Source organism: Micromonospora sp. M51 (genome assembly GCF_018070305.1).
In the GTDB taxonomy this organism is placed as follows: Bacteria; Actinomycetota; Actinomycetes; order Mycobacteriales; family Micromonosporaceae; genus Micromonospora; species Micromonospora parva.
The window spans coordinates 1-18,710 of sequence record NZ_JAGPXZ010000024.1 but is presented as its reverse complement, the minus strand read 5'-3'; the positions used below and the strand labels follow the sequence as shown (position 1 = coordinate 18,710).

16 protein-coding genes are annotated in these 18,710 nt (G+C 69.4%); 8 read left to right on the top strand and 8 right to left on the bottom strand.

Going from position 1 to position 18,710, the window contains the following annotated elements; translation table 11 throughout:
- The 4 genes from pglZ to KBX53_RS02925 all read right to left on the bottom strand — a co-directional run.
- Window positions 1–1,061 (bottom strand): BREX-2 system phosphatase PglZ (gene pglZ, locus KBX53_RS02940; RefSeq protein ID WP_210857722.1); only part of this gene is annotated, 1,061 nt, incomplete at its 3' end.
- Between the two features lie 79 nt (window positions 1,062–1,140).
- Window positions 1,141–4,968, bottom strand: a complete 3,828-nt coding sequence (locus tag KBX53_RS02935) for a phage resistance protein (protein ID WP_210857721.1) — start codon at window positions 4,966–4,968, stop codon at window positions 1,141–1,143.
- Window positions 4,969–5,091: 123 nt separating this feature from the next.
- The gene (locus KBX53_RS02930; RefSeq protein ID WP_210857720.1) at window positions 5,092–5,346 is read right to left on the bottom strand and encodes a hypothetical protein; all 255 of its coding nucleotides are present in this window, start codon (window positions 5,344–5,346) and stop codon (window positions 5,092–5,094) included.
- The gene (locus KBX53_RS02925) at window positions 5,343–5,657 is read right to left on the bottom strand and encodes a DivIVA domain-containing protein (protein ID WP_210857719.1); all 315 of its coding nucleotides are present in this window, start codon (window positions 5,655–5,657) and stop codon (window positions 5,343–5,345) included. Before KBX53_RS02925 ends, KBX53_RS02930 begins: the two co-directional genes overlap by 4 nt.
- Window positions 5,658–6,024: 367 nt before the next feature.
- Between KBX53_RS02925 and KBX53_RS02920 the strand changes: the two genes are divergently transcribed.
- From KBX53_RS02920 to KBX53_RS02905, 4 genes are all read left to right on the top strand, one after another.
- On the top strand, window positions 6,025–6,903 hold the full coding sequence (locus tag KBX53_RS02920) for a helix-turn-helix transcriptional regulator (RefSeq protein ID WP_210857723.1): 879 nt from the start codon (window positions 6,025–6,027) through the stop codon (window positions 6,901–6,903).
- Window positions 6,896–7,096, top strand: coding sequence for a DUF397 domain-containing protein (locus tag KBX53_RS02915; RefSeq protein ID WP_210857718.1), 201 nt, complete (start codon window positions 6,896–6,898; stop codon window positions 7,094–7,096). The genes KBX53_RS02920 and KBX53_RS02915 overlap by 8 nt, the downstream gene beginning before the upstream one ends.
- Before the next feature lie 102 nt (window positions 7,097–7,198).
- A complete protein-coding gene (locus KBX53_RS02910) occupies window positions 7,199–7,627 on the top strand; it encodes a hypothetical protein (RefSeq protein WP_210857717.1) in 429 nt (142 codons plus the stop codon).
- Window positions 7,628–7,708: 81 nt separating this feature from the next.
- Complete coding sequence (locus KBX53_RS02905; RefSeq protein ID WP_210857716.1) at window positions 7,709–8,593, top strand: DUF6615 family protein; 885 nt, start codon at window positions 7,709–7,711, stop codon at window positions 8,591–8,593.
- Window positions 8,594–8,625: 32 nt separating this feature from the next.
- On the opposite strand, the gene pglX is transcribed toward KBX53_RS02905, so the two are convergent.
- From pglX to KBX53_RS02890, 3 genes are read right to left on the bottom strand one after another with little or no spacing between them, the layout of a single operon-like run.
- Window positions 8,626–12,120: a BREX-2 system adenine-specific DNA-methyltransferase PglX gene (gene pglX, locus KBX53_RS02900; RefSeq protein WP_210857715.1), complete on the bottom strand. Its 3,495-nt coding sequence runs from the start codon at window positions 12,118–12,120 to the stop codon at window positions 8,626–8,628.
- A gap of 2 nt (window positions 12,121–12,122) precedes the next feature.
- Window positions 12,123–13,439 (bottom strand): class I SAM-dependent methyltransferase, encoded by a 1,317-nt coding sequence (locus KBX53_RS02895; RefSeq protein ID WP_210857714.1) that lies wholly within the window; start codon window positions 13,437–13,439, stop codon window positions 12,123–12,125.
- The gene (locus KBX53_RS02890; protein WP_030331441.1) at window positions 13,436–14,833 is read right to left on the bottom strand and encodes an FAD-binding oxidoreductase; all 1,398 of its coding nucleotides are present in this window, start codon (window positions 14,831–14,833) and stop codon (window positions 13,436–13,438) included. Before KBX53_RS02890 ends, KBX53_RS02895 begins: the two co-directional genes overlap by 4 nt.
- Before the next feature lie 93 nt (window positions 14,834–14,926).
- Here KBX53_RS02890 and KBX53_RS02885 point away from each other — a divergent pair, with 93 nt between their 5' ends.
- From KBX53_RS02885 to KBX53_RS02875, 3 genes are read left to right on the top strand one after another with little or no spacing between them, the layout of a single operon-like run.
- Window positions 14,927–15,397, top strand: coding sequence for an aminoacyl-tRNA deacylase (locus KBX53_RS02885; protein ID WP_210857713.1), 471 nt, complete (start codon window positions 14,927–14,929; stop codon window positions 15,395–15,397).
- Window positions 15,398–15,435: 38 nt separating this feature from the next.
- The gene (locus KBX53_RS02880; RefSeq protein ID WP_030331445.1) at window positions 15,436–15,720 is read left to right on the top strand and encodes a DUF427 domain-containing protein; all 285 of its coding nucleotides are present in this window, start codon (window positions 15,436–15,438) and stop codon (window positions 15,718–15,720) included.
- 47 nt (window positions 15,721–15,767) lie between these two features.
- Complete coding sequence (locus KBX53_RS02875) at window positions 15,768–16,472, top strand: RICIN domain-containing protein (RefSeq protein ID WP_210857712.1); 705 nt, start codon at window positions 15,768–15,770, stop codon at window positions 16,470–16,472.
- A gap of 13 nt (window positions 16,473–16,485) precedes the next feature.
- Here KBX53_RS02875 and KBX53_RS02870 read toward each other — a convergent pair whose 3' ends face one another.
- Window positions 16,486–17,790 carry an MFS transporter gene (locus KBX53_RS02870; protein WP_210857711.1) on the bottom strand — a complete coding sequence of 435 codons (1,305 nt, stop codon included), beginning with the start codon at window positions 17,788–17,790 and terminating at the stop codon, window positions 16,486–16,488.
- A gap of 52 nt (window positions 17,791–17,842) precedes the next feature.
- Here KBX53_RS02870 and KBX53_RS02865 point away from each other — a divergent pair.
- On the top strand, window positions 17,843–18,710 hold an 868-nt coding region (locus KBX53_RS02865; protein ID WP_210857710.1), incomplete at its 3' end, for a GlxA family transcriptional regulator.

Here is an 18,710-nt window from a genome sequence, read left to right as displayed (position 1 = left end):
CCCCCCCCCGCCGCCGGGGGGGCCGACCCACCGGCCGGCACGGCGAGTCGTACGGCGTCGGCGAAGGCCCGCAGCCGCTGGACGAATCCGCTGGGCAGGACGGTCGAGGCACCGAGCATGGCCGTGATGCCGATCTCGGCGGCGATCGCCTCGGCCCGGCGCAGCATCCGCATCGCCTCATCCCGGCCGTTGTCACCCGACTCGACGGTCCGGTAGACCCACGCCTCGGCCGCCTGGTGCAGCGATTCGGCCTGCTGCAGGCTGGGCCGGAGCCCACCGAATCGGGGCTCCAGCCGGGTACGACCGACAGCCGCCTCTACCTGGACGGCGCCACCGGTGGCGGCGCTCCAGAGCAGCCCGGCCAGCAGCCCCAGTGGGATGACGTCGACGCCGTGTCCGGCGCGTACGGCGGCCATCATCGGGACGGCGGCATGGCCGGCGGTCCCGGTCAGGTACGCGGTGATGCCGTCGGCGACGGCCTCCGGCAGCTGGGTGAAGCGCAGTTGCCGCCGCGCATCGGTGCTCCACTGCACCAGGCCGCTGTCGTCGAGTTCGGCGGGTGGCAGGTCGAGCAGTTCCGAGGTGAGGCTGCGCAGCGCGTGGTCGCGGGTGAGGATCGCGCCGGGCGGGGCCGGCCAACCGTCGGCTGGGGCGTGGTCGGTGAGCGCGTTGGCGACCCAGCGTCCGACCCGGACCAGGGTGGGGTCGAGGGCGGCCACTCCGCCGAACATCTGCCGGACCAGATCCCACGGGTCGATCTTGCGCACGGTCTGCTTGCTGAGGTGGGCGAGGACCCCGTCGCCCAGTTCGCTGTCGGTCAGCTCGGTCAACAGGACCAGCCGTTCGCCGTCGGCCCGGTCGTGCAGGGCGGCACGGGCGGCCAGCGGTGTGGGACACGGGACGACCCGGACCCGACAGCCGTTGATGCTGAGCACCGTTTCGGCCGGTCCATCGGGGCGGGCGGTCAGCGCGATGGCGTCCGCCGGGTCGTCCTCGGCCAGCCACGCCTCGACCTTGCGGCGGATCGCGTCGGGCGGGGCCACGCCGACCGGCACGCTCACGATGCCACCTCAGGACGACCGGCGGCGGATCCCGCCGCGCCGGCTAACCGGTGTGCGAGGCGGCCGGCCGCCGAGCCGGTCACCGGATCTCCCAGGTGACCGTGACCCGCCGCCCAGCGGTGACCTCGGCCGCGATCTCGGCAGCTACCTTCTCCCAGGTGGCCGCATCGGCGACCTCGCGACGCTGATGGGCGACCGCGATCAGCCGATCACCACCGGCCACCGCGACCGGCCCGGCCCCACCGGTCCCCTCGATCTCATCCGCACGGCCCGGCTCGCCATCGCCACCATTCGCGGGCACATCGACAGGGCCGGACTCGCGGGGCTGCTGCCCCGGCACCGTGACGGTGGGGATCGTCCCCCCGCCGTTCGGCGTGGTATCGCGGGGGGTGACGGTGAAATCTTGCGGCGGGTTGGTGGCGAGCAGCGCCGCCGACGCGTCGACTGCCGTCTGGAGGGCGTCCACCAGGTCCTGCCCGTGCTGCTGGTGCCGGGCGACCTCACGGAGCTGCCCGATGATTGCCTGCGCCTGCTCGTCGTAGGCGGCCCGAGCCGAGATCGCCTGGAGCAGGGACCACTGGTGGCCTCGGGCCATGGCGGCGAGGATGGTTCCCGCCTGGCTGAGCAGCTCTCCGACGGCCTGGTCGTCGACGTCGCCCAGGTCGGCACGGGCAACCGTCTCGACCAGCACCACGTCGTCGCGCTCGGCGACTAGCTCGGTCACGAGTCGGGCCGCGCGGCGTGCGGTAGCGAGCCGGCCCGTCGGGGCCGACGTGTCCAGGCCCAGCACGTCGGCGTGGGCTTCGAGCGCCTTGACGAGGTCGTTCGCCGCTTTCGTGCGTGTACTCGCCGCCGTGCGCAGCGTTCCGGCGAGTTCACCGAGGTTGGCCGGCGTCCGCCAGACGGGCAGCACGCCGCCGAAGATCGCCGAACCCCGGCGGACTGTGTCTCTCCAGGCCTGCTCGTCGGGCATCGGTGGGTGGCGCAGCTCCAGCTCGTCGCGCACGAGGGCGAGGTTGCCCACGTCGACCTTGCCGCCGTGTTGGTACCAGGCGAGCTGCTGCTCCAGCCCGAAGACGACGATGATCAGGTTTTGCAGCTCCCGGTCGAAGCCGAACGCGGCGGGCTCGTCGATGAGCCGGCGCAGCACGTGCACCGGGAAGTGGTCGGTGTAGCCCTCGTTGGCGGCGGCCTGGAGCAGGTGCTGACTCCACCGGCAGGTGCTCGTGTTGAGCACGTAGCGGCCTTCGATCAGCTCGCCGAGGCGCAAATTGTTGCAAACGCGCCGGAGGATGCGCTGGTCGACCGGGTTGGGCACGCTGACACCGCGGGCAGGGTCGGCGGCGGCCAGCCGGGCGTACTCCAGGATCTTGGTCATCTCGCCGCGGGTGACCGGCTTCTCGTCGTCCGGCATGGCGGGCCGGCCCGGGTAGGACCAGGCGAGGAGTTCCCCGGTCAGGTTGTGGAACGCCTCGGCGAGAGTGCCACCCCGAGGGTCGCCGACATGCAGGCCCTCGGCGAGGGTGTGGAACACCCCGATGGTGTCGTCCTGCACGTCGGAGCCGCGCGACGTGGCCGACCCGTACGCCTGCATCATGGCGCTGATCAGCGTGCCGCGCAGTTGGGTCTGGCGCTGCTGGAGGTAGACCCGGCCCTGCTGCCGGTCGGCGAGGGGCCAGTCGGCGGCCAGCGAGTTGAGCCGGTCGCCGGCGCCGTTGCCCAGCAGGTAGTTGATCCTGGCAAGCTGACCGACCTTGCCCATCAGCTCGTCGGTGAGGAAGTAGGGCAGCCAGAAGACCGTCCGGGAGCCCCGTTCCAGGCGCTCTATCCGGGCGCGGTCCGCGCTGCGCTCGTAGCCCTGCGGGTCGAACGGATAGTCGATGATGACGCGCCACGCCTCGCCGGTGGCAATCAGCGCGGAGACCGGCATCGTGTCGGGGTCACGGACGTTGCCGAACTTGACCTGGACGGTATGCCGCCGGCCACGCCAGTCGCGGGAGTGCAGCAGCTCACCAAGCTGCCCCTCGGCGCCGGCGATGCCCATCTCCGCGGTGACCAGCTCCCGGATGAGCTGCTGCCGGACGCCGGTGGTGGTGGCCTCGTCCTCGGGGACCAGGTCGAGCAGCTTGTCGTAGTCGACGGTGTGCAGCTTGAGGCTGACCACCGGGTCGGGGGTCTTGGTGAGGTGCAGCTCGCCGGCGCCGTCGGCGACCCGGTTAAGCCGGTTGAGCACGATCTGCCGCTCGTAGCCGGGGATAGGCGACGTGATCGAGCCGAAGTTCAGCGCGTGCAGCTTGGCGGCGGTGAGGTTGTGCAGGGCCGGCACCTCGGGGACCAGGGCGCCGAGCAGCACCGTCTTGACCAGCTTGTCGTCGAGCTGGAACTGCTGGTGGCCAGCCGCCTGCTCCTCGATGATGCCGTTGAGGTTGAGCAGGATGGGGCGCAGCTTCTGGGTGTAGAGGGTGCGGGCGGCCTGGAAGAGCTGCTTGAGCTTGGGCCGGTCGGGCAGCTCGCCGTGCAGCACCAGGGGGTCGAAGAGGGCGGCCACCCCGATCAGGTCGTTGACCCGCAGGGTGTCTCGGCGGTCGACGAGCAGCTCGGTCATCACCTTCAACGCGGTGCGCTCGCGCTGCAACGCCTGGGAGAGGGCGACCAGGGTGGCGACCAGGGCGGGCGAGAACGGGTAGAGCTTGCGGAAGGCGGCGGCGTCCGAGCCGATTCCGGCGTCGCCGTACTGGGCGCCGAGCAGCAGGGCGTCCCAGACCTCCCGGTTGCCCTTCACGGCGGCGAAGGCGTTGTCGATGACCGCCCGGCCCTCGTCGGTGAGCGGCTTGAGCAGCCGCTTCTCGGTGATCTCGGGCAGGTTGGTGTCGGCGAGGACAATCTCACCGAAGCGGCCCTGGACGCTGCGCATGACGTGCGCGAGGGCCTCCCGCTCGGTGCCGCCGACCTGGGGGCCGAGGAAGTCCTCCAGGTTGCGCTGCCGGGCGACGAACGAGATCAGCGGCAGCGGCCGGGTGGCGTCGGCCGACTCGACGAGCTTGTTGAGCTTGGCACCCTCGGTGTTGACGAAGGTGTGGTCGCTGATCTTCGTGGAGAGCCAGAGGATCAGCTCGTCGAGGAAGAGCACCAGCGCGTCGTACCCGAGAGCCTTGGCGTGCCGGGTGATCACTGCGAGGCCGGTGTCCAGGTCGAGGTACTCCCCGCTGCGGACCGCACCGGTGAAGAACGTGCTGGTCAGCGCGCTGACCAACCGGTCCCGCTGCTCAGTGCCGGGTACCGCCGCCGCAGCGGCGGCGTAGCTCTGCGGGGTCCAGCCGTCGGCCTGGGCGCGCAGCGCGGCGAGTGAGAGGCCGCCGCCTGCCGCAGGTGCGCCGCCACCGTCGCGCAGCGCCGCGAAGAAGGCGTCGTCGCCCATCCGCTCGCGCAGCCGTGCGGCGTCGCCGAGCATCGCGTCCGACCGGTGTACGGCGGGGACGGGCGCCTCCGGGTGCAGCGCGGTGATCTGGTTGAGGTAGCCCTCCAGGACGGCCTGCTCGACGGAGCGCGCGTCGAGCATGTGGAAGGTGAGGGTGAGCAGCTTGCGGTCGCGCAGCCAGGGGTCGGCGGCGAGGACCGGCTCGGCCAGGCCGCGCACCTCGCGGGCGGCGGGGTTGTGCTGGAGGATCTCCCGCAGCACCGCCATGAAGTGCGACTTGCCGGAGCCGAACGAGCCGTGCAGGAACATCGCCTGGGAGCGGCCGGTGGTGACGGCGTGCCCGATGCGGCGCAGCGCCTCGGCGAAGTTGTCCCGGAGCTGGTCGGTGACGACGTATCGGCGCAGGTCGGCGCCCTCGGCGGCGCGGACGACAAAGTCGCCGTCACCGACCGAGGTCGGAATCTCGATCACGTCCCGTAACAGGGTCATCACCGCTCCTCGCACTTGCGCCCCCGTGAGGCCGGCGTCACCGGCAACCCGCCGATCCTAAGGTGTCATCGCCGCAGGTCCCAGCCCGCCGGTCCGGCTCTCAGGAGATCCGTCCCGCCGCGCTCATCGCTGCCGGAAACGCCGGGAACACCCGCCGTCGTGGTCAGGCCGGAGCAGGCAGCGCCGACCGCCGGGCAGCAGCCGGTCGCAGAAGACCCAGTGGCGTACGTGCTGCGCGTCCTCGGCCGACACGGTGGTGCCGCCCGGGTCGGTCTGCGGCAGGACGTGCGTCCAGTGCGCCACCACCCGGGCGAGACGCTGGGCGGAGACCAGGTCGTTCACGACCACCGGCAGGTGGATGACCCAACGCTCGGTCACCGGTCGTACCCCCGCTCGTTGCGGACGCGGGCCTGCTGGGATTGCCAGCGGCGCAGCGCGTCTTTGACCCGGTCGGTCTCCCGGCGGCTCTGCGCCAGCGCGTCGTAGACAACGGCCAGGTCACCGGCGACCCGGTCGAGGAACTCCCGCACCTCCTGCGGATCGAGCCCGCGACGACCGAGCGGAGTGGGCCGGAAACCCCGCTCGCGCACCTGCCAGGGCCGCAGCGGATGGTAGGCCGCCGAGCGGTAGCAGGTCGGCCCACTGACCGACCGCTGACGACGCCGGGCACGCCGGAAGAAGACGCGCATGACAGGACCTGCCTCTCACCGTCGAGATCGAACTGTGGAAGGGGTGAGCCCATCGGCCTGCCCCGCACCGGCAGCCCCACCCCGGCACCTGCCACCGCAGCCTTCAATCAGCAGTACGACAGCAGGGCACAGATAGCGGCTGAGCAGCGACAACTCCACAGTGGCCGCAGAGGCAGTCAAGCACCGCGTCGAATCAGATGCAACGTCTAACAAAGGTCGTCTTATAAGCGCTTACCACTTCTAGGAGGACCCAGTGTGACGTGTCTATTGTTTCTGATACATCGGAAGCGTTAAATTGGGCAGACGTGCGTCAACCGCGACAGGACCATCGGAGGCAGGGGTGTCACAGGCAGTAGCCGGATCGACCATGCTTCGGCGCCAGCTCGGCAGGAAGCTCGAAGCACTTCGCAAAGCCGCCGGCCTGACGATGGAGAAGGCCGCCGAGGAACTGGACCGTGCACGTGCAACTCTTTATCGGATCGAAAGCGGCGCCGAGAACGTCCGCTTCCGTGCGACAGACGTTAAGGAGATGCTCCATCTCTACGGCGCTTCCGACGACGACATTGAGTTGGTCCTCGCGATGGCGTCGGCCACCCGCGAGAACAAAAACTGGTGGCACGACTACATCGGCTCCGGCCTGCCCCGCTGGTTCCAGCTCTACATAGGGCTCGAAGCCGCCGCCTCCGAAATCCGCAAGTACCAACCCGAACTGGTCCCCGGCCTGTTCCAGACCCGCGCCTACGCCGAGCAGGTCTTCAACATGCCCGGTGGCTCGGTCGACGCCGGAGACAGCGATGAGCGGCAGCGCGCCGTCCAACTCCGCATCGAACGACAGGCGCTGCTCACCAGGTTCTCGGCTCCGCAACTGAGCGTGATACTCAACGAGGCGGTGTTGCGCCGGCCGGTCGGCAGCGCCACGATCATGGCGGAACAGCTACACCAGATCATGAAGGCCGCCGAACTACCCAACGTAACCGTCCAAGTGCTGAATTTTTCTGCTGGACTGCACGCCGGGGCGATGGCCGGGGCCTTCTCGATCATGGAGTTCCCGCAGGACAGCAGCGGGAAGGAGGTGGAACCGCCGGTGGCTTACCTGGAGGCTGCGACCGGGGCGATCTACCTCGATAAGCCGCACGAGATCGCCGCCTACGATGCCATCTGGGCCGACATGGCGCGCCGCGCTCTCAACGAGTCCCGATCCAAGAACCTGATCCAGCAAGTTGCAGAGGAGTATTCCCGTGCCTGACCTCACCGGTGCCGTCTGGCGCAAGTCGACCCGTAGCAACAACGGCGGTGACTGCGTCGAGGTCGCCGACAACATCCCCGGCATCGTCGGGCTCCGCGACAGCAAGGACCCGACGGGTGCCAGCCTGCGGATCGACAGGAGAGCGTGGTCCTCGTTTGTGGCGAGCGTCAAAGACGGGAGCCTCTGCCGGTAAACGGCACAGCAAGATTCCTGACATGAGCCTCGACGCGCGCCGTCTGCAGGCCGAGGATGTCTCGTTGGATCCGACTCACCTTCGCCCCCCCTTGGAGTTGCCATGGGCAAGAAGCAGCAGACCCATGAGGCAGGTCGCCATCTTGCGGTAGGTCAGGCTCTACTCAGCGGGCGCAGCGCAAGCATAGCGGGGCACCGAACCCACATTGAGGTGAACGGGCAGCGCGCCGCCGTCATGGTGGCCGGCAAGGGCGCTTGGATGATCAAAAACATCGAGACATTCATGGCCAGCTCATCGGCCGCGTACGTCCTCGTCAACATTACAGGGCCCGTGTACGAGTTCTTCGTCGCACCAGGCGACGAGTTGCGACGTGACGTTCGACAGCGACACGAACGTTTCTTGGCGCGGGTGGTCACCCGGCCGCGCAACAGCAAGAGCCTTCACAGCAATATCAAGCCGCAGGACGTGACCAGGTGGGCCGACAACTGGGCGCTCTTCGACCGCGCGCAACTCGACTCGAACCCCGGCTGAAGGATGGCCTCCATACGGCCGACAGCCAAGCGAGTGCGAAAGCGAGCTGAAGCGCTTGACATCGATGGCCTGATCAGGCAGATGGACGAGCTGGCCGAATTCACATGGGAACGGGTTGCCTTCGCGGACGCGGGCTTTTCGTTCCGTGAGGATTCCATTACCGAACACAATCTCTTCGATCTCGCTCGCCGTCATCCGCAGCTGCTGGTGCAACGTTTCAACGGCACTGAAGAAGCGGCGAACGGCGCGGACTGGGAGTGGTGGGTCGGCGGGCCAGGGCAGGGGTGGGTCGGCCTCCGCGTCCAGGCAAAGAAGCTGGCGACCGACGGCACTTACCACGAAATCGCCCACACCACGGCGCGTCGCCAGCGGCAGTACGATCTGCTTATCGAAGCCTGCCTTGATGACGAGGCAAATTTCGCAGCGCCCATCTTGCCCCTGTATTGCTTCTACAACGGTTGGCACGTGCCAGGTGGTAAGGCGCCAGAGTGGCCGGAGGACACCAAGAACGCTGCGTGCCCGAATGATATTCTTCCGCCCAAGTGCAGGCACGTCCTGAATATCCGCCACCTCGGATGCGCCATCACTACTGCGCTCGATGTTGCGGCAGTTCACCAAGGGCCGCACGGCCGGCGTACCACCTTAAACGGCCACTTGTCCAGAAGTCGCCCGTGGTCTCATCTTTTCCATGAAGGCAGACCGCTGGCCACCTCGACCGCTGCTAGGTCGCGACCGGCGACCATTGCAGCGCAAGTGTTGCGGCGGGCATCGGAGTGGATACACGAGGGCTACGAAGCCGCGACCGGAAATCCGAATTATGATCGGCTTTCTGAGGCCGTCCTACGACCGCCCGCGCGCGAGCTGCCTCCCTATGCGAACGCACTGCTCAACGGGCAGTTGCCGCGAGCCGCCGAGTGGCCCCAGGCGACATTCGTCGCGGTCCTCAATGTCGAGGCCGCTGGGTAGCACCCGCTCGCCCAGCTCTCGCCTCGTCACCGCTACGGCCACTCTGGCACCCCTCGCAACAACGCCAACGCCGAGCGGTCGGAGCTGAGCTGAGCCAGCTCAGCGTTGATGAAGTCGGTGAAGAACTCGGCCGGCGACCCCGGGAAGCCGGCCTGCTCACCCGAGTGCCACTGGTGCAGCCACGGCTCAATCTCGACCAGCCCAGCGAGCAGCGGCAGCAGCCGGTGCGCCGGCCACGCCTCCTGCGTCTTCCGGTCAAGGTAGACGGTGGCGAGCGCCTGCGCCTGCTTCAAGTGGTCCCATCCGGCCCAACCGAGCAGTTCGCTGCCGTCGCTGTCCCGCCCCGCCTGCGGGTACGAGATGAACCGCTCCTTCGGCACATCGAGCTTGCCGCGCGCCCGCCAGTACGACGGCCGGATGAAGTCCGCCGAGGCGTACTTCGGCGGCACCTCGATGTCGACCTTCTCCCCCGCGTCCTCCCGGCGCTGCAACGCCCAAGTCCGCTCCCACTGCGACCGCTTACGCAGCCCGGACGGCTTGTACCGCTGCGCCGGCAGGTATGGCGCATGCTCGTCGGCGGTCAGCAGGCCCAAGGTCTTGGTCAGGTCGTAGTTGTCGTGCCCGACCCACAGGTCCAGCACCGCCCGGAAATCCTGGTCGCTGCCGATCCGGTCGGCGAGCTGCGCCACCGACAGCGGCGTCGCCTGACCGGCCCACAGCTCCGGCGCCTCCAACCGGTCGAGCAGCCAGTCCCGCAGCGCGACCGACTGCATCTTTTCCCATCCGTCAGTGGACCAGCGCCGCTTGCACTCCGGCCGGTCAATCAAACCGATGTGCCGGTTCGCTTTGATGGTGGCGATCCGCCGCTCCACGAGGGACCGGTACTCCGCCGGCCAATGCGGCTGCGGCCGATCGATCGGCTTCGACCCGTGCCGGTTGAACCACTCGGTCTGCGCGCCGCTGGTGTGCAGCACGATCTCGAAAGCCCGCTCCCCCAACGCCAACTCCGGTGGGTCGACGCAGGTCAAATCCTCGTCGATCAGCCCATAAAGCCGGTAGACCTCCCAGTCCAACTCCTCCTGCAACGCGATCATCCGCGCCCGCGTCGAGTGGTACTCCGCCGCAGCCTCCGCGAGCCGCTGCCGGCTCGGCACCCCCGAAGCGGCAACCGCCGCCGGGGTCAAACTAGCGAGCCGCTGCGCCAGCCCATCAAGTTCCCGCGCCCGCCCAAGCGGGAAAGCCCCCGGCAGAGGAAACCGCTCAACGTTGGATGCGTTAAAGGCGAACCGCTCCATCCAACTCTCTGGTTGGATGCCCCGGCCGATTCCACTGCCGCCTTTGGGGAAGCAGGACTGCTTGAGCCAAAAACACGCGGTTGAACTGTCGAGTAAGCCAAGCACCCCCAGATAATCCTCTTCGCTTGACGCTGCCGACAGCTTGACAATCGGGGCAGTTTGCTTAAATACCTTCCCACCTCGGTCTAGCACAAAATGGTTGTGCGTTGCTACTTCAGCGAAGGCAATTTTCAGAGGTGCCCTCCACCTCGCGGGATGGAAGTCGGAGTACTCGAACCATGTAAGACCCCGTTGTTCCTGTGTGCCAGCAAGAGCCCTCCTGGCATGGAGGTGAGGCCGGTAGCCCCACAGATGCTTCGAGCCGGACCTTCCAATTTGCGCCCGAGACCCATCCATACTGTAGGGAAATATCGTCAGAGTCTCTGGCTTGACCTCGAAATCTCGCACCGCGGCACCCGTCGCCAACGGGACAGTGTTGGTGTCCGCCGCTAGCCGACGCCCCAGCGGAAAATCAACGAAGTAAGCATCGTCTTCCCTAGTCAGAGCCAAGAATCCGATCGCATCGGCCAGGTCCCCCAAACTCCTGTCTTTAATCCCTTCTAGGTGCTGCATTAGACCTGTAGCGCCTCCACCTGTGAGACTCCAGGGATGAGCTGCAAGTTGCGACCTTGGGAGGTCAGCAACGCTGATCCACTGCGAGTCCGCACCAGGGCGGTCAATTTGGTCGACAATCGCGCGCCAAACCTTACCGTTTGCAGGCACGTCAGGAATGGCCGGCTCACCACGGACACCGAGGACGGCACGCAGGTCGACCGAACGGCGACGTTTATTGGCGCGACCAATCAGGATCACAGTTGGCGTGCCGTGACCTGGAATATAAGCCCCAGAGGTATCAACGACTTCGGTCAACTCAATTTCGTGTGCAAAGTAATTCTCGATGAGGCGCCTACCGAATTCGCGCTTCATAAAGGCGTTTCCTGTAATCTGGCCTACATGACCGGCACCGTCGCCGTGCCCATCCGCCCACTTGGCCAAGTCGAAGAAGCGCTTAGCGAACGGAACCGTCAACGCATACTGACGATGGCATACCGTCTTGTAGATCTCCCGATACAGGCCATTTCGAGCGCTGTCAGATACAGTGATGTAGGGAGGGTTGCCGACCACCACCGTGTACTGGTTCTCGGCCAAGTAGTTCTTGAGTAGGTCGGCGTCTTCGCTCTCGTACGCGAAGACGGGCCGCCCCTCGGACTCGGCGAACAGGTCGCCTTGGGCGCGCGAGCGGTATTCGTCCCACGGCAGCAGGGAGTCGCCGGTTGCCACCCGGACCGGGAAGGCCGGGGTGCTTTCCATCTTCGTCAGCCCGCACACCTTCATGGCGGCGATCAGCAGCCGGAAGCGGGCGACCGCCACCGCGAACGGGTTTATGTCGACCCCGGTCACCTGGCCGAGCGCCCGCTCGGCGAGCACCCGGATGTCGGTGGCCGGCTCCCGGTCCTGCCACTTGCCGACCAGCCGATGGAACGCGCCGAGCAGGAAGTGGCCAGAGCCGCAGGTCGGGTCGATCACGCTGGTCGCGGCGAGGCCGAACTCCTTGACCGCTGGCTCGAAAGTCCGGTCGAGGATGAACTCCTCCACGAACTCCGGCGTCTGCAACAGCGCGTACGTCTTCTTCGCGTGCGTCGACAGGTCCTGGTAGAGGTCGCCCAGGAAGCGGGTGTTCAGGTCGTCGCGGCGCAGCGACTCCTGCCCAGCGCCCCGGCGGAAGAAGTCGCTCAGCTCCTCGGCGGCCGGGCCAGAGAGGTCGAATCGCCAAGCGGGGTTGTGCTGGTCGAAGATCTTGCCGGTGGCCTTGAGGCCGCGCAGGTAGCCGAACGCTTCCCGCAGCCAGTGCCGATCGTTGTGGCGGGGGTTGGCGATCAGGTACGCCTGCCGGTGCTGCACGGCCCGCTCGGCCGGCGCGACCGGGTCGGCGCCACCGATCCAGAGCTTCTCGACCAGCGCGTTGTCCTCGCAGAACCGGACGAACACGCAGCCGAGCACCCAGGCCACCGCCGCCTGGTCGAGCACGTCCTCCAGCCAGGTCTCGAAGCTCCCGCCGACCCGCTCGGCGGCCTGCGCCTGGGCGTGCTCCTGGCGCAGCTCGGCACGGAGGGCGGGCGCCTCCGCCACCTGCCGGCGGAGGTCGTCCACCAGGTTCCTAACCTGCGCCTGCAACGCCTTCAGCTCGATCACCGCTAGCCACTCACGCCGTTCGGGCCGTTGTGGGTGGCCAGCACCTGGTGCAGCTGGATGCCGTTGCGCTCGAACGCCATCCGCGACCCGGCCATGTACAACCCCCACACCCGGGCGGTGCCCGCGCCCACCTCCGAGACGCAGAAGTCCCAGTGCTCGACCAGGTTGCGGCACCAGGCAGCCAGCGTCAGCGCGTAGTGCTGGCGCAGGTTCTCCTCGTGGTGCACCTCGAACCCGGCGTCGTGCACCTCGCTGATCAACCGACCCGGACCGGCCAGCTCACCGTCCGGGAAGACGTACCGGTCGATGAACGCGCCCGACCGGTGCGGAGCCCGGTTGTCCGCGCGGGTGATGCAGTGGTTGAGCAGCCGCCCGCCCTGCCGCAGCCGGCTGCGTAGCGCCCCGAAGTAGGCCGGATAGTTGCGCACCCCGATGTGCTCGGTCAGCCCGATCGAGGAGATGGCGTCGAACTGCTCGGCCGGTGCGTCCCGGTAGTCCAGGTGCCGCACCTCCGCCAACTCGGTCAACCCCTCCCGCTCGATCGCCGCCTGCGCCCACTGCGCCTGCGCCTTCGACAGGGTCACCCCGAGGGCCTTGACGCCGTACTCGCGCGCGGCGTGGCGCACCATGCCACCCCAGCCGCACCCGACATCCAGCAGCCGCATCCCCTTCTTCAGCGCCAGCTTGCCGGCGACCAGGTCGTACTTCGCCGCCTGGGCCTGCTCCAGCGTGTCGTCCGGAGACCGGAAAACCGCGCAGGTGTACGTCATCGACGGGCCGAGCACCTTCTCGTAGAAGGCGTTGGAGACGTCGTAGTGGTGCGAGATGGCGGTGCTGTCCCGCACCCGCGAGTGCCGCAGCCCGTTCACCACCCGCTTCCAGCGGGGCTGCGCCTCCTGCGGCGGCGCCGGCGGCGGCATCAGCCGCTCCCAGCCCAGCCCACGGACCAACGCCAGCCCCTCGGCCAGCGCCGGTGGGCGCAACCGCAGCTCGTCCTTGAGCACCCGCAACGCCTCGTACGGGTCACCCGGGTGCACCCCCTGCAACGCCAGGTCACCACTGACGTACGCCCGGGCCATGCCCAGGTCGCCGGGTGCGGTGAGCAGGTACGACAGCCCACGCTCGGAACGGATCGCCAGGGTGATGCCGGCGTCGGACGGGCCGACGGCGCTGCCGTCGTACCCGGTGATCCGCACCGGAAGCGGCCCGGCGGTGACCGCGCGGACGACGTCAGCGACGGTCGGACCCGTGCGCCGGCCCCCCGCCGGCGGGGTGGCGGGGACGCTCGCCGCCCCCTGATCTCGGTCGGTCAGGCTCATGCTCGTGCTACCGCCTTTTCGTACAGTCCCGTCAGCCGGTGGTCCGGGTCGTAGCGGTCTTTCACCGCCCGCCACGTGTCGCCGCCGTACAGGCGATCGAAGGCGTCCCGGTCGTAGTACGCGTCGGAGTAGAGCGACTTGTGCCCGCCCGACTCCGACACCCTGCGTTCGATCGTGCGGTTGACGTCGCCGTCGGCGGCGCCCGGCGCGATCGGCACGCTCCCCCAGAACCCAATGTTGACGTAGTCCTGGCCCGGCTGGAGTGGATACAGCGGCCAGGACCGCGCCGAACCGGGACCCGCCGGCTCCCGCAGCCGCAACGGGCACAGCCACACCGGGTTCATCCCCACCGCGCCGGCGAACCAGCGCAGGAAGTCAGCAGTACGGTCCAGCGGGATCTCCACGTCCTGCACGACCCGCTCCCGGGCCGGTTGCCCGCGCAGCCGGTCGATCCGGGCCGCCACCTGGTGACGGTGCTCCAACCGGACCAGTCGGTGGTAGAAGTCGCTGCGCCGGTAACGCGCCGGCCAGAGCCTGCGCACGACCGGGTGCTGCGCACCGAACGCCGCGGAACACCAGAACCAGTCGGTGTCCCAGCGCCACAGATAGTCGTACGCGGTGAGCACGTCGCGGGTGCGCTGGCGCAGCGACCGGTAGTAGATCGCCTGACCGGTGTAGTCACTGGGCGGGTCGGCCGCGTCGGTGAAGGTGCCCAGGATCAGGTACGCCTCACCGGGGCTGAACATCACGCCGTCCATCACGTCGACCGGCTCGCCGGCCCAGGAGCGGGTGGCGGTCACCTCGGCGATCGCGTCGGTGAGCGCCTCCAGCTGGGTGAACCGGATGTTGCGCAACGCCACGTACCGGCCGACCGGTTGCAGCTCGATGCGCAGCCGGGTGGCGTACCCGAGGCTGCCCAGCGAGTTGGGGAACGCGGTGAACAGGTCGGCGTACTCCCCGTCCGGCCGGGCGGTGACGATCTCGCCGGAGCCGGTGAGGATGTCCATCTCGCGTACCGACTCGTGCGGCAGGCCGTTGCGGAACGAGGTCGACTCGATCCCGAGGCCGGTCACCGCGCCGCCCAGCGTGATGGTGCGCAACTGTGGCACCACCAACGGCATCAGCCCGTGCGGGAGGGTCGCGTCGACCAGGTCCTCGTAGGTGCACATGCCCTGCACATCGGCGGTGCGGGCGGCCCTGTCGACCGACAGCACACCGTTCAGGCCACTCACGTCGAGCCCCGGAGTCCGGGGAGCGGACCGGGGGCGGAACAGGTTGGAGGTGCGTTTGGCCAGCCGGACAGGCTCGCCCGTGGGCACCGCGGCGTACGACCGCCGCAGCGTGTCCACCGCTTGATCATGGTCAATCGGATGATCCACACGCTCAGCGCGCATGTGATCACCTTACGCTCGCCGTTCGGAAACCGTGGGATGTCGGCAGGGGCAGTTTCCCGTCCGGTAGCAGGCGCGACGGCTACCGTGGCGGGCATGCCATCGCCAGCGATCACCGCCCTGGACGCCGCCCAACTGCCGTATCGGCTGGTCAGGCATGGTGCGGTCGGCAGTCTCGCGGAGGCCGCCGCCGTCCGGGGCGTGGCCGTCCCGGACGTGGTCAAAACGATCGTGGTGCGTCGTGGTGAAGCTGATCACCTGTTCGTGCTCACCCCCGGCGACCGGGTCATCTCCTGGCCCAAGCTGCGCGCCCTGCTCGGGGTGCACCGGCTCTCCATGCCGGACGCGGCCGGCGCCCTCGCCGCCACCGGCTACGAACGCGGCACCATCACCCCGTTCGGCGCGAGCACGGCCTGGCCGGTGGTCGCCGACGAGCGACTGCGCGGCCGGGAGATCACCCTGGGCGCCGGCGAGCGTGGCCTGGCCGTCGCGATCGCCGCCGACGTCGCGATCGCCGCCCTCGACGCCACAGTGGCCGACGTCACCGACCCCCAGCCCACCCGCTGAGCACAGCCCCGGTGGGCGGCGCGGAATAGTGTTGGGGCATGCCAAAAGCCATGTGGAAAGACCTGGTCGTCGCCGAGAGCGACGACACCGTGCTGGTGGAGGGCAACCACTACTTCCCTCGCTCCGCCCTGCGTGACGACCTGATCCGCGAGTCCACGACGCACACCGTCTGCCCCTGGAAGGGCACCGCCTCCTACTACTCCCTTGAGCACGAGGGCAGCACCAGCAAGGACGCGGTCTGGTATTACCCGGAGCCCAAACCGGACGCCGAGATGGTGCGTGACCGGGTGGCGTTCTGGAAGGACGTCCGGGTCGTCGACTGACGGCACCGACTGGCCGTGGCCGACGGCGGTGGGTGAGGATGGCCCGTATGCCCGCGCCCGAGGAACGCCCCGACCCCGCCGGCACCGTCTACGGCGGCCGCCGACGGGCCGCGCGTTCCGGCCCGCTCACCGACCCGCTGCTGCGGGTGGCGCTCGGCGTCGGCCTGGTGGGCGTACTCCTCGGGGTGGTCTTCGCGACCGGGCTGCTCGGCGGCGACGACGAACCGGCGGTGCCGGCCCCGGTGGGTGCGACGTCCAGCGCGGCGGAGGCCACCACCGGGGCGGCCGGGCCGAGCCCGACCCCGTCGGTCGAGCCGTCGCCGACGCCCTCGACGGCACCGACCACCGGCCCCCGGGTGCTGCGGGTCGCGTCCGGGCTCTGCCTGGGGCTCGACGGCGACGACAAGGAAGCGGGGGCCGAGCTGGCCGTCTGCACCGGCGGTCCGGAACAGAAGTGGGTCGTCAACCCGGCCGGCGCGGGCGTGGTGACGCTGACCAACGCCGCCCACGGGCAGTGCCTGGACGTCGAGGGCGGCAGTACCGACGACGGCGCGCGGTTGCTCCAGTTCCCCTGCCACGGTGGGGCCAACCAGCAGTGGCGGCTGTCCGCCACCGGAACCGGCCCGGTGCTGCTGGTGGCCGCGCACAGCGGCAGGTGCGCGCAGGCCGACGACGACGGCGACGAGCCCGACGACGAGATCCGCCAGCGCGCCTGCGACGGCCGACCCGCCCAGCAGTGGACGATCGGCTGACCAGCGAACCCGCTCAGCCCCGGTAGCTCCAGGCCCGGGGCGCGGTCGCGGCGAGCAGCACGGCCTCCGGCACCGCTCGGCCCGGTCGTCGACGCAGCAGCAACGACAGCCCGGCGGCGCCGATCGACAAAGCGCCCGCCACGTACCAGGCCATCGCGTAGTCGCCCAGCCGGTCCCGGACCAGCCCCGCGCCGGTGGCGGCGACCGCCGCGCCGAGTTGGTGCGCGGCGAACACCCAGCCGAACACCACTGCCCCGGCCCCGCCGAAGTACTCCCGGCACAGCGCCACGGTCGGCGGCACGGTGGCCACCCAGTCCAGGCCGTAGAAGACGATGAACACCAGCATGCTCGGCTCAGCGCTGCCGGAGAACAGGCTCGGCAGCACCAGCAGGGACAACCCCCGCAGCGCGTAGTACATGCCGAGCAGCAGCCGGCTGTCCACCCGGTCGGTGAGCCAGCCGGAGGCGATAGTGCCGACGATGTCGAAGAGCCCCACCAGGGCGAGCAACCCGGCCGCTGTGGTCTGGGCCATGCCGTGGTCGTGCGCGGCCGGCACGAAGTGCGTACCGACCAGGCCGTTGGTGGTCGCGCCGCAGATCGCGAACCCTCCGGCCAGCAGCCAGAACGGTCGGGTCCGGGCCGCCGTCGCCAGCGCGCCGAGCGCCCGGGTCGCCGCGCCACCGGTCGCCGGTGGTGCCGCGACGACCTCGGTCGCCCCGTAGGCGGGCAGGCCGAGATCCGCCGGGTGCTCGCGCAGAAGCCACACCACCAGGGGTACGACCGCCAGCGCCGCTGCGGCGACGACGAGCGCCGCCGTCCGCCAGCCGTGGTCGCGTACCAGGATGGCGATCAGTGGCAGGAACACCAGTTGCCCGGCCGCCCCGCCGGCGGTCAGCACTCCGGTCACCAGACCCCGTCTGTGGACGAACCAGCGGCCGGTGACGGTGGCCACGAACGCCAACGCCATCGAGCCGGTGCCCAGCCCGACCAGCACACCCCAGCAGAGCAGGAGCTGCCAGCTGGCGGTCATGAAGACCGTCAATCCGCTGCCCGCGGCGACCAGCAGCAGCGCCACCGAGACCACCCGGCGGATGCCGAACCGGTCCATCAGGGCTGCCGCGAACGGCGCGGTGAGCCCGTAGAGCAACAGGTTGACGGAGACGGCCGCGGAGATGGTGGCCAGCGGCCAGCCGAACTCCTCGTGCAGCGGGTGCAGCAGCACCGACGGGGTGGCGCGGAAGCCCGCCGCGCCGACCAGCGCCACGAAGGCGACGGCGGCGACCAGCCAGGCGGGATGCAGACGACGGTTCTTGGTCACGGAGCAAGTCTGGGCCGGGCCGGGCACCGCGACGAGTGGCCGGAAAGCCATCATGCGCAATAATCGGGCCATGACCGCTGGCCCGCACCGAATCGCCGTCCTCGCTCTGCACCAGGTGGTTGGCCTGGACCTCGGCACCCCGTCCCAGGTGTTCAGCACCGCCCGGGCCGCCGACGGGACACCCTTCTACGACGTGCGGGTGTGCACCCCGGGCGGGCAGCCGGTGCGCAGCACCGCCGGCTTCCAGGTGGTCCCCGACCACGGCCTGGAACTGCTCGAGACCGCCGACACGGTGATCGTCCCCGGCATCCACGACGGCACCGTGCTGACGTCGGGCACCATCGCGTCGGAGGTGACCGGGGCGCTGCGCGCGGCGTACGAGCGGGGGGCCCGGATCATGTCGATCTGCACCGGGGCGTTCGTGCTCGCCGCCGCCGGGCTCCTCGACGGGCGGCGGGCGACCACCCACTGGGCGTACGCCGAGCGCTTCCGCCACCTGCACGGCCGGGTGGACCTCGACCCGGGCGTGCTCTTCATCGCCGACGACCGGGTGCTCACCTCGGCCGGGGTCGCCGCCGGCATCGACCTCTGCCTGCACGTCATCCGCCTCGACCACGGCAGCGAGGTGGCCAACCGGGCGGCCCGCCGCTGCGTGATGCCACCGTGGCGCGACGGCGGCCAGGCGCAGTACATCGAACAGCCGGTGCCGAAGGCGACCGACTCCAGCACGGCGGGCGCCCGGGAGTGGGCGCGGCAGCGGCTGCACGAGCCGATCGCGCTGCGCGACCTGGCCGAGCAGGCCCGGATGAGCGTGCGCACCTTCACCCGGCGCTTCCGGTCGGAGACCGGTCTGAGCCCGGCCCAGTGGCTGCTGCAACAGCGCACCGACCACGCGCGGCTGCTGCTGGAGACAACCGACC

What these genes read in the sequence shown, in the direction of transcription:
- KBX53_RS02875 (WP_210857712.1), top strand. Translation starts at nt 15,768, where the DNA reads ATGCCCGCGCCCGAGGAACGCCCCGACCCCGCCGGCACCGTCTACGGC.
- KBX53_RS02895 (WP_210857714.1), bottom strand. Translation starts at nt 13,439, where the DNA reads ATGAGCCTGACCGACCGAGATCAGGGGGCGGCGAGCGTCCCCGCCACC.
- KBX53_RS02920 (WP_210857723.1), top strand. Translation starts at nt 6,025, where the DNA reads ATGCTTCGGCGCCAGCTCGGCAGGAAGCTCGAAGCACTTCGCAAAGCC.
- KBX53_RS02925 (WP_210857719.1), bottom strand. Translation starts at nt 5,657, where the DNA reads ATGCGCGTCTTCTTCCGGCGTGCCCGGCGTCGTCAGCGGTCGGTCAGT.
- KBX53_RS02890 (WP_030331441.1), bottom strand. Translation starts at nt 14,833, where the DNA reads ATGCGCGCTGAGCGTGTGGATCATCCGATTGACCATGATCAAGCGGTG.
- KBX53_RS02935 (WP_210857721.1), bottom strand. Translation starts at nt 4,968, where the DNA reads ATGACCCTGTTACGGGACGTGATCGAGATTCCGACCTCGGTCGGTGAC.
- KBX53_RS02905 (WP_210857716.1), top strand. Translation starts at nt 7,709, where the DNA reads ATGGACGAGCTGGCCGAATTCACATGGGAACGGGTTGCCTTCGCGGAC.
- KBX53_RS02880 (WP_030331445.1), top strand. Translation starts at nt 15,436, where the DNA reads ATGCCAAAAGCCATGTGGAAAGACCTGGTCGTCGCCGAGAGCGACGAC.
- KBX53_RS02885 (WP_210857713.1), top strand. Translation starts at nt 14,927, where the DNA reads ATGCCATCGCCAGCGATCACCGCCCTGGACGCCGCCCAACTGCCGTAT.
- KBX53_RS02910 (WP_210857717.1), top strand. Translation starts at nt 7,199, where the DNA reads ATGGGCAAGAAGCAGCAGACCCATGAGGCAGGTCGCCATCTTGCGGTA.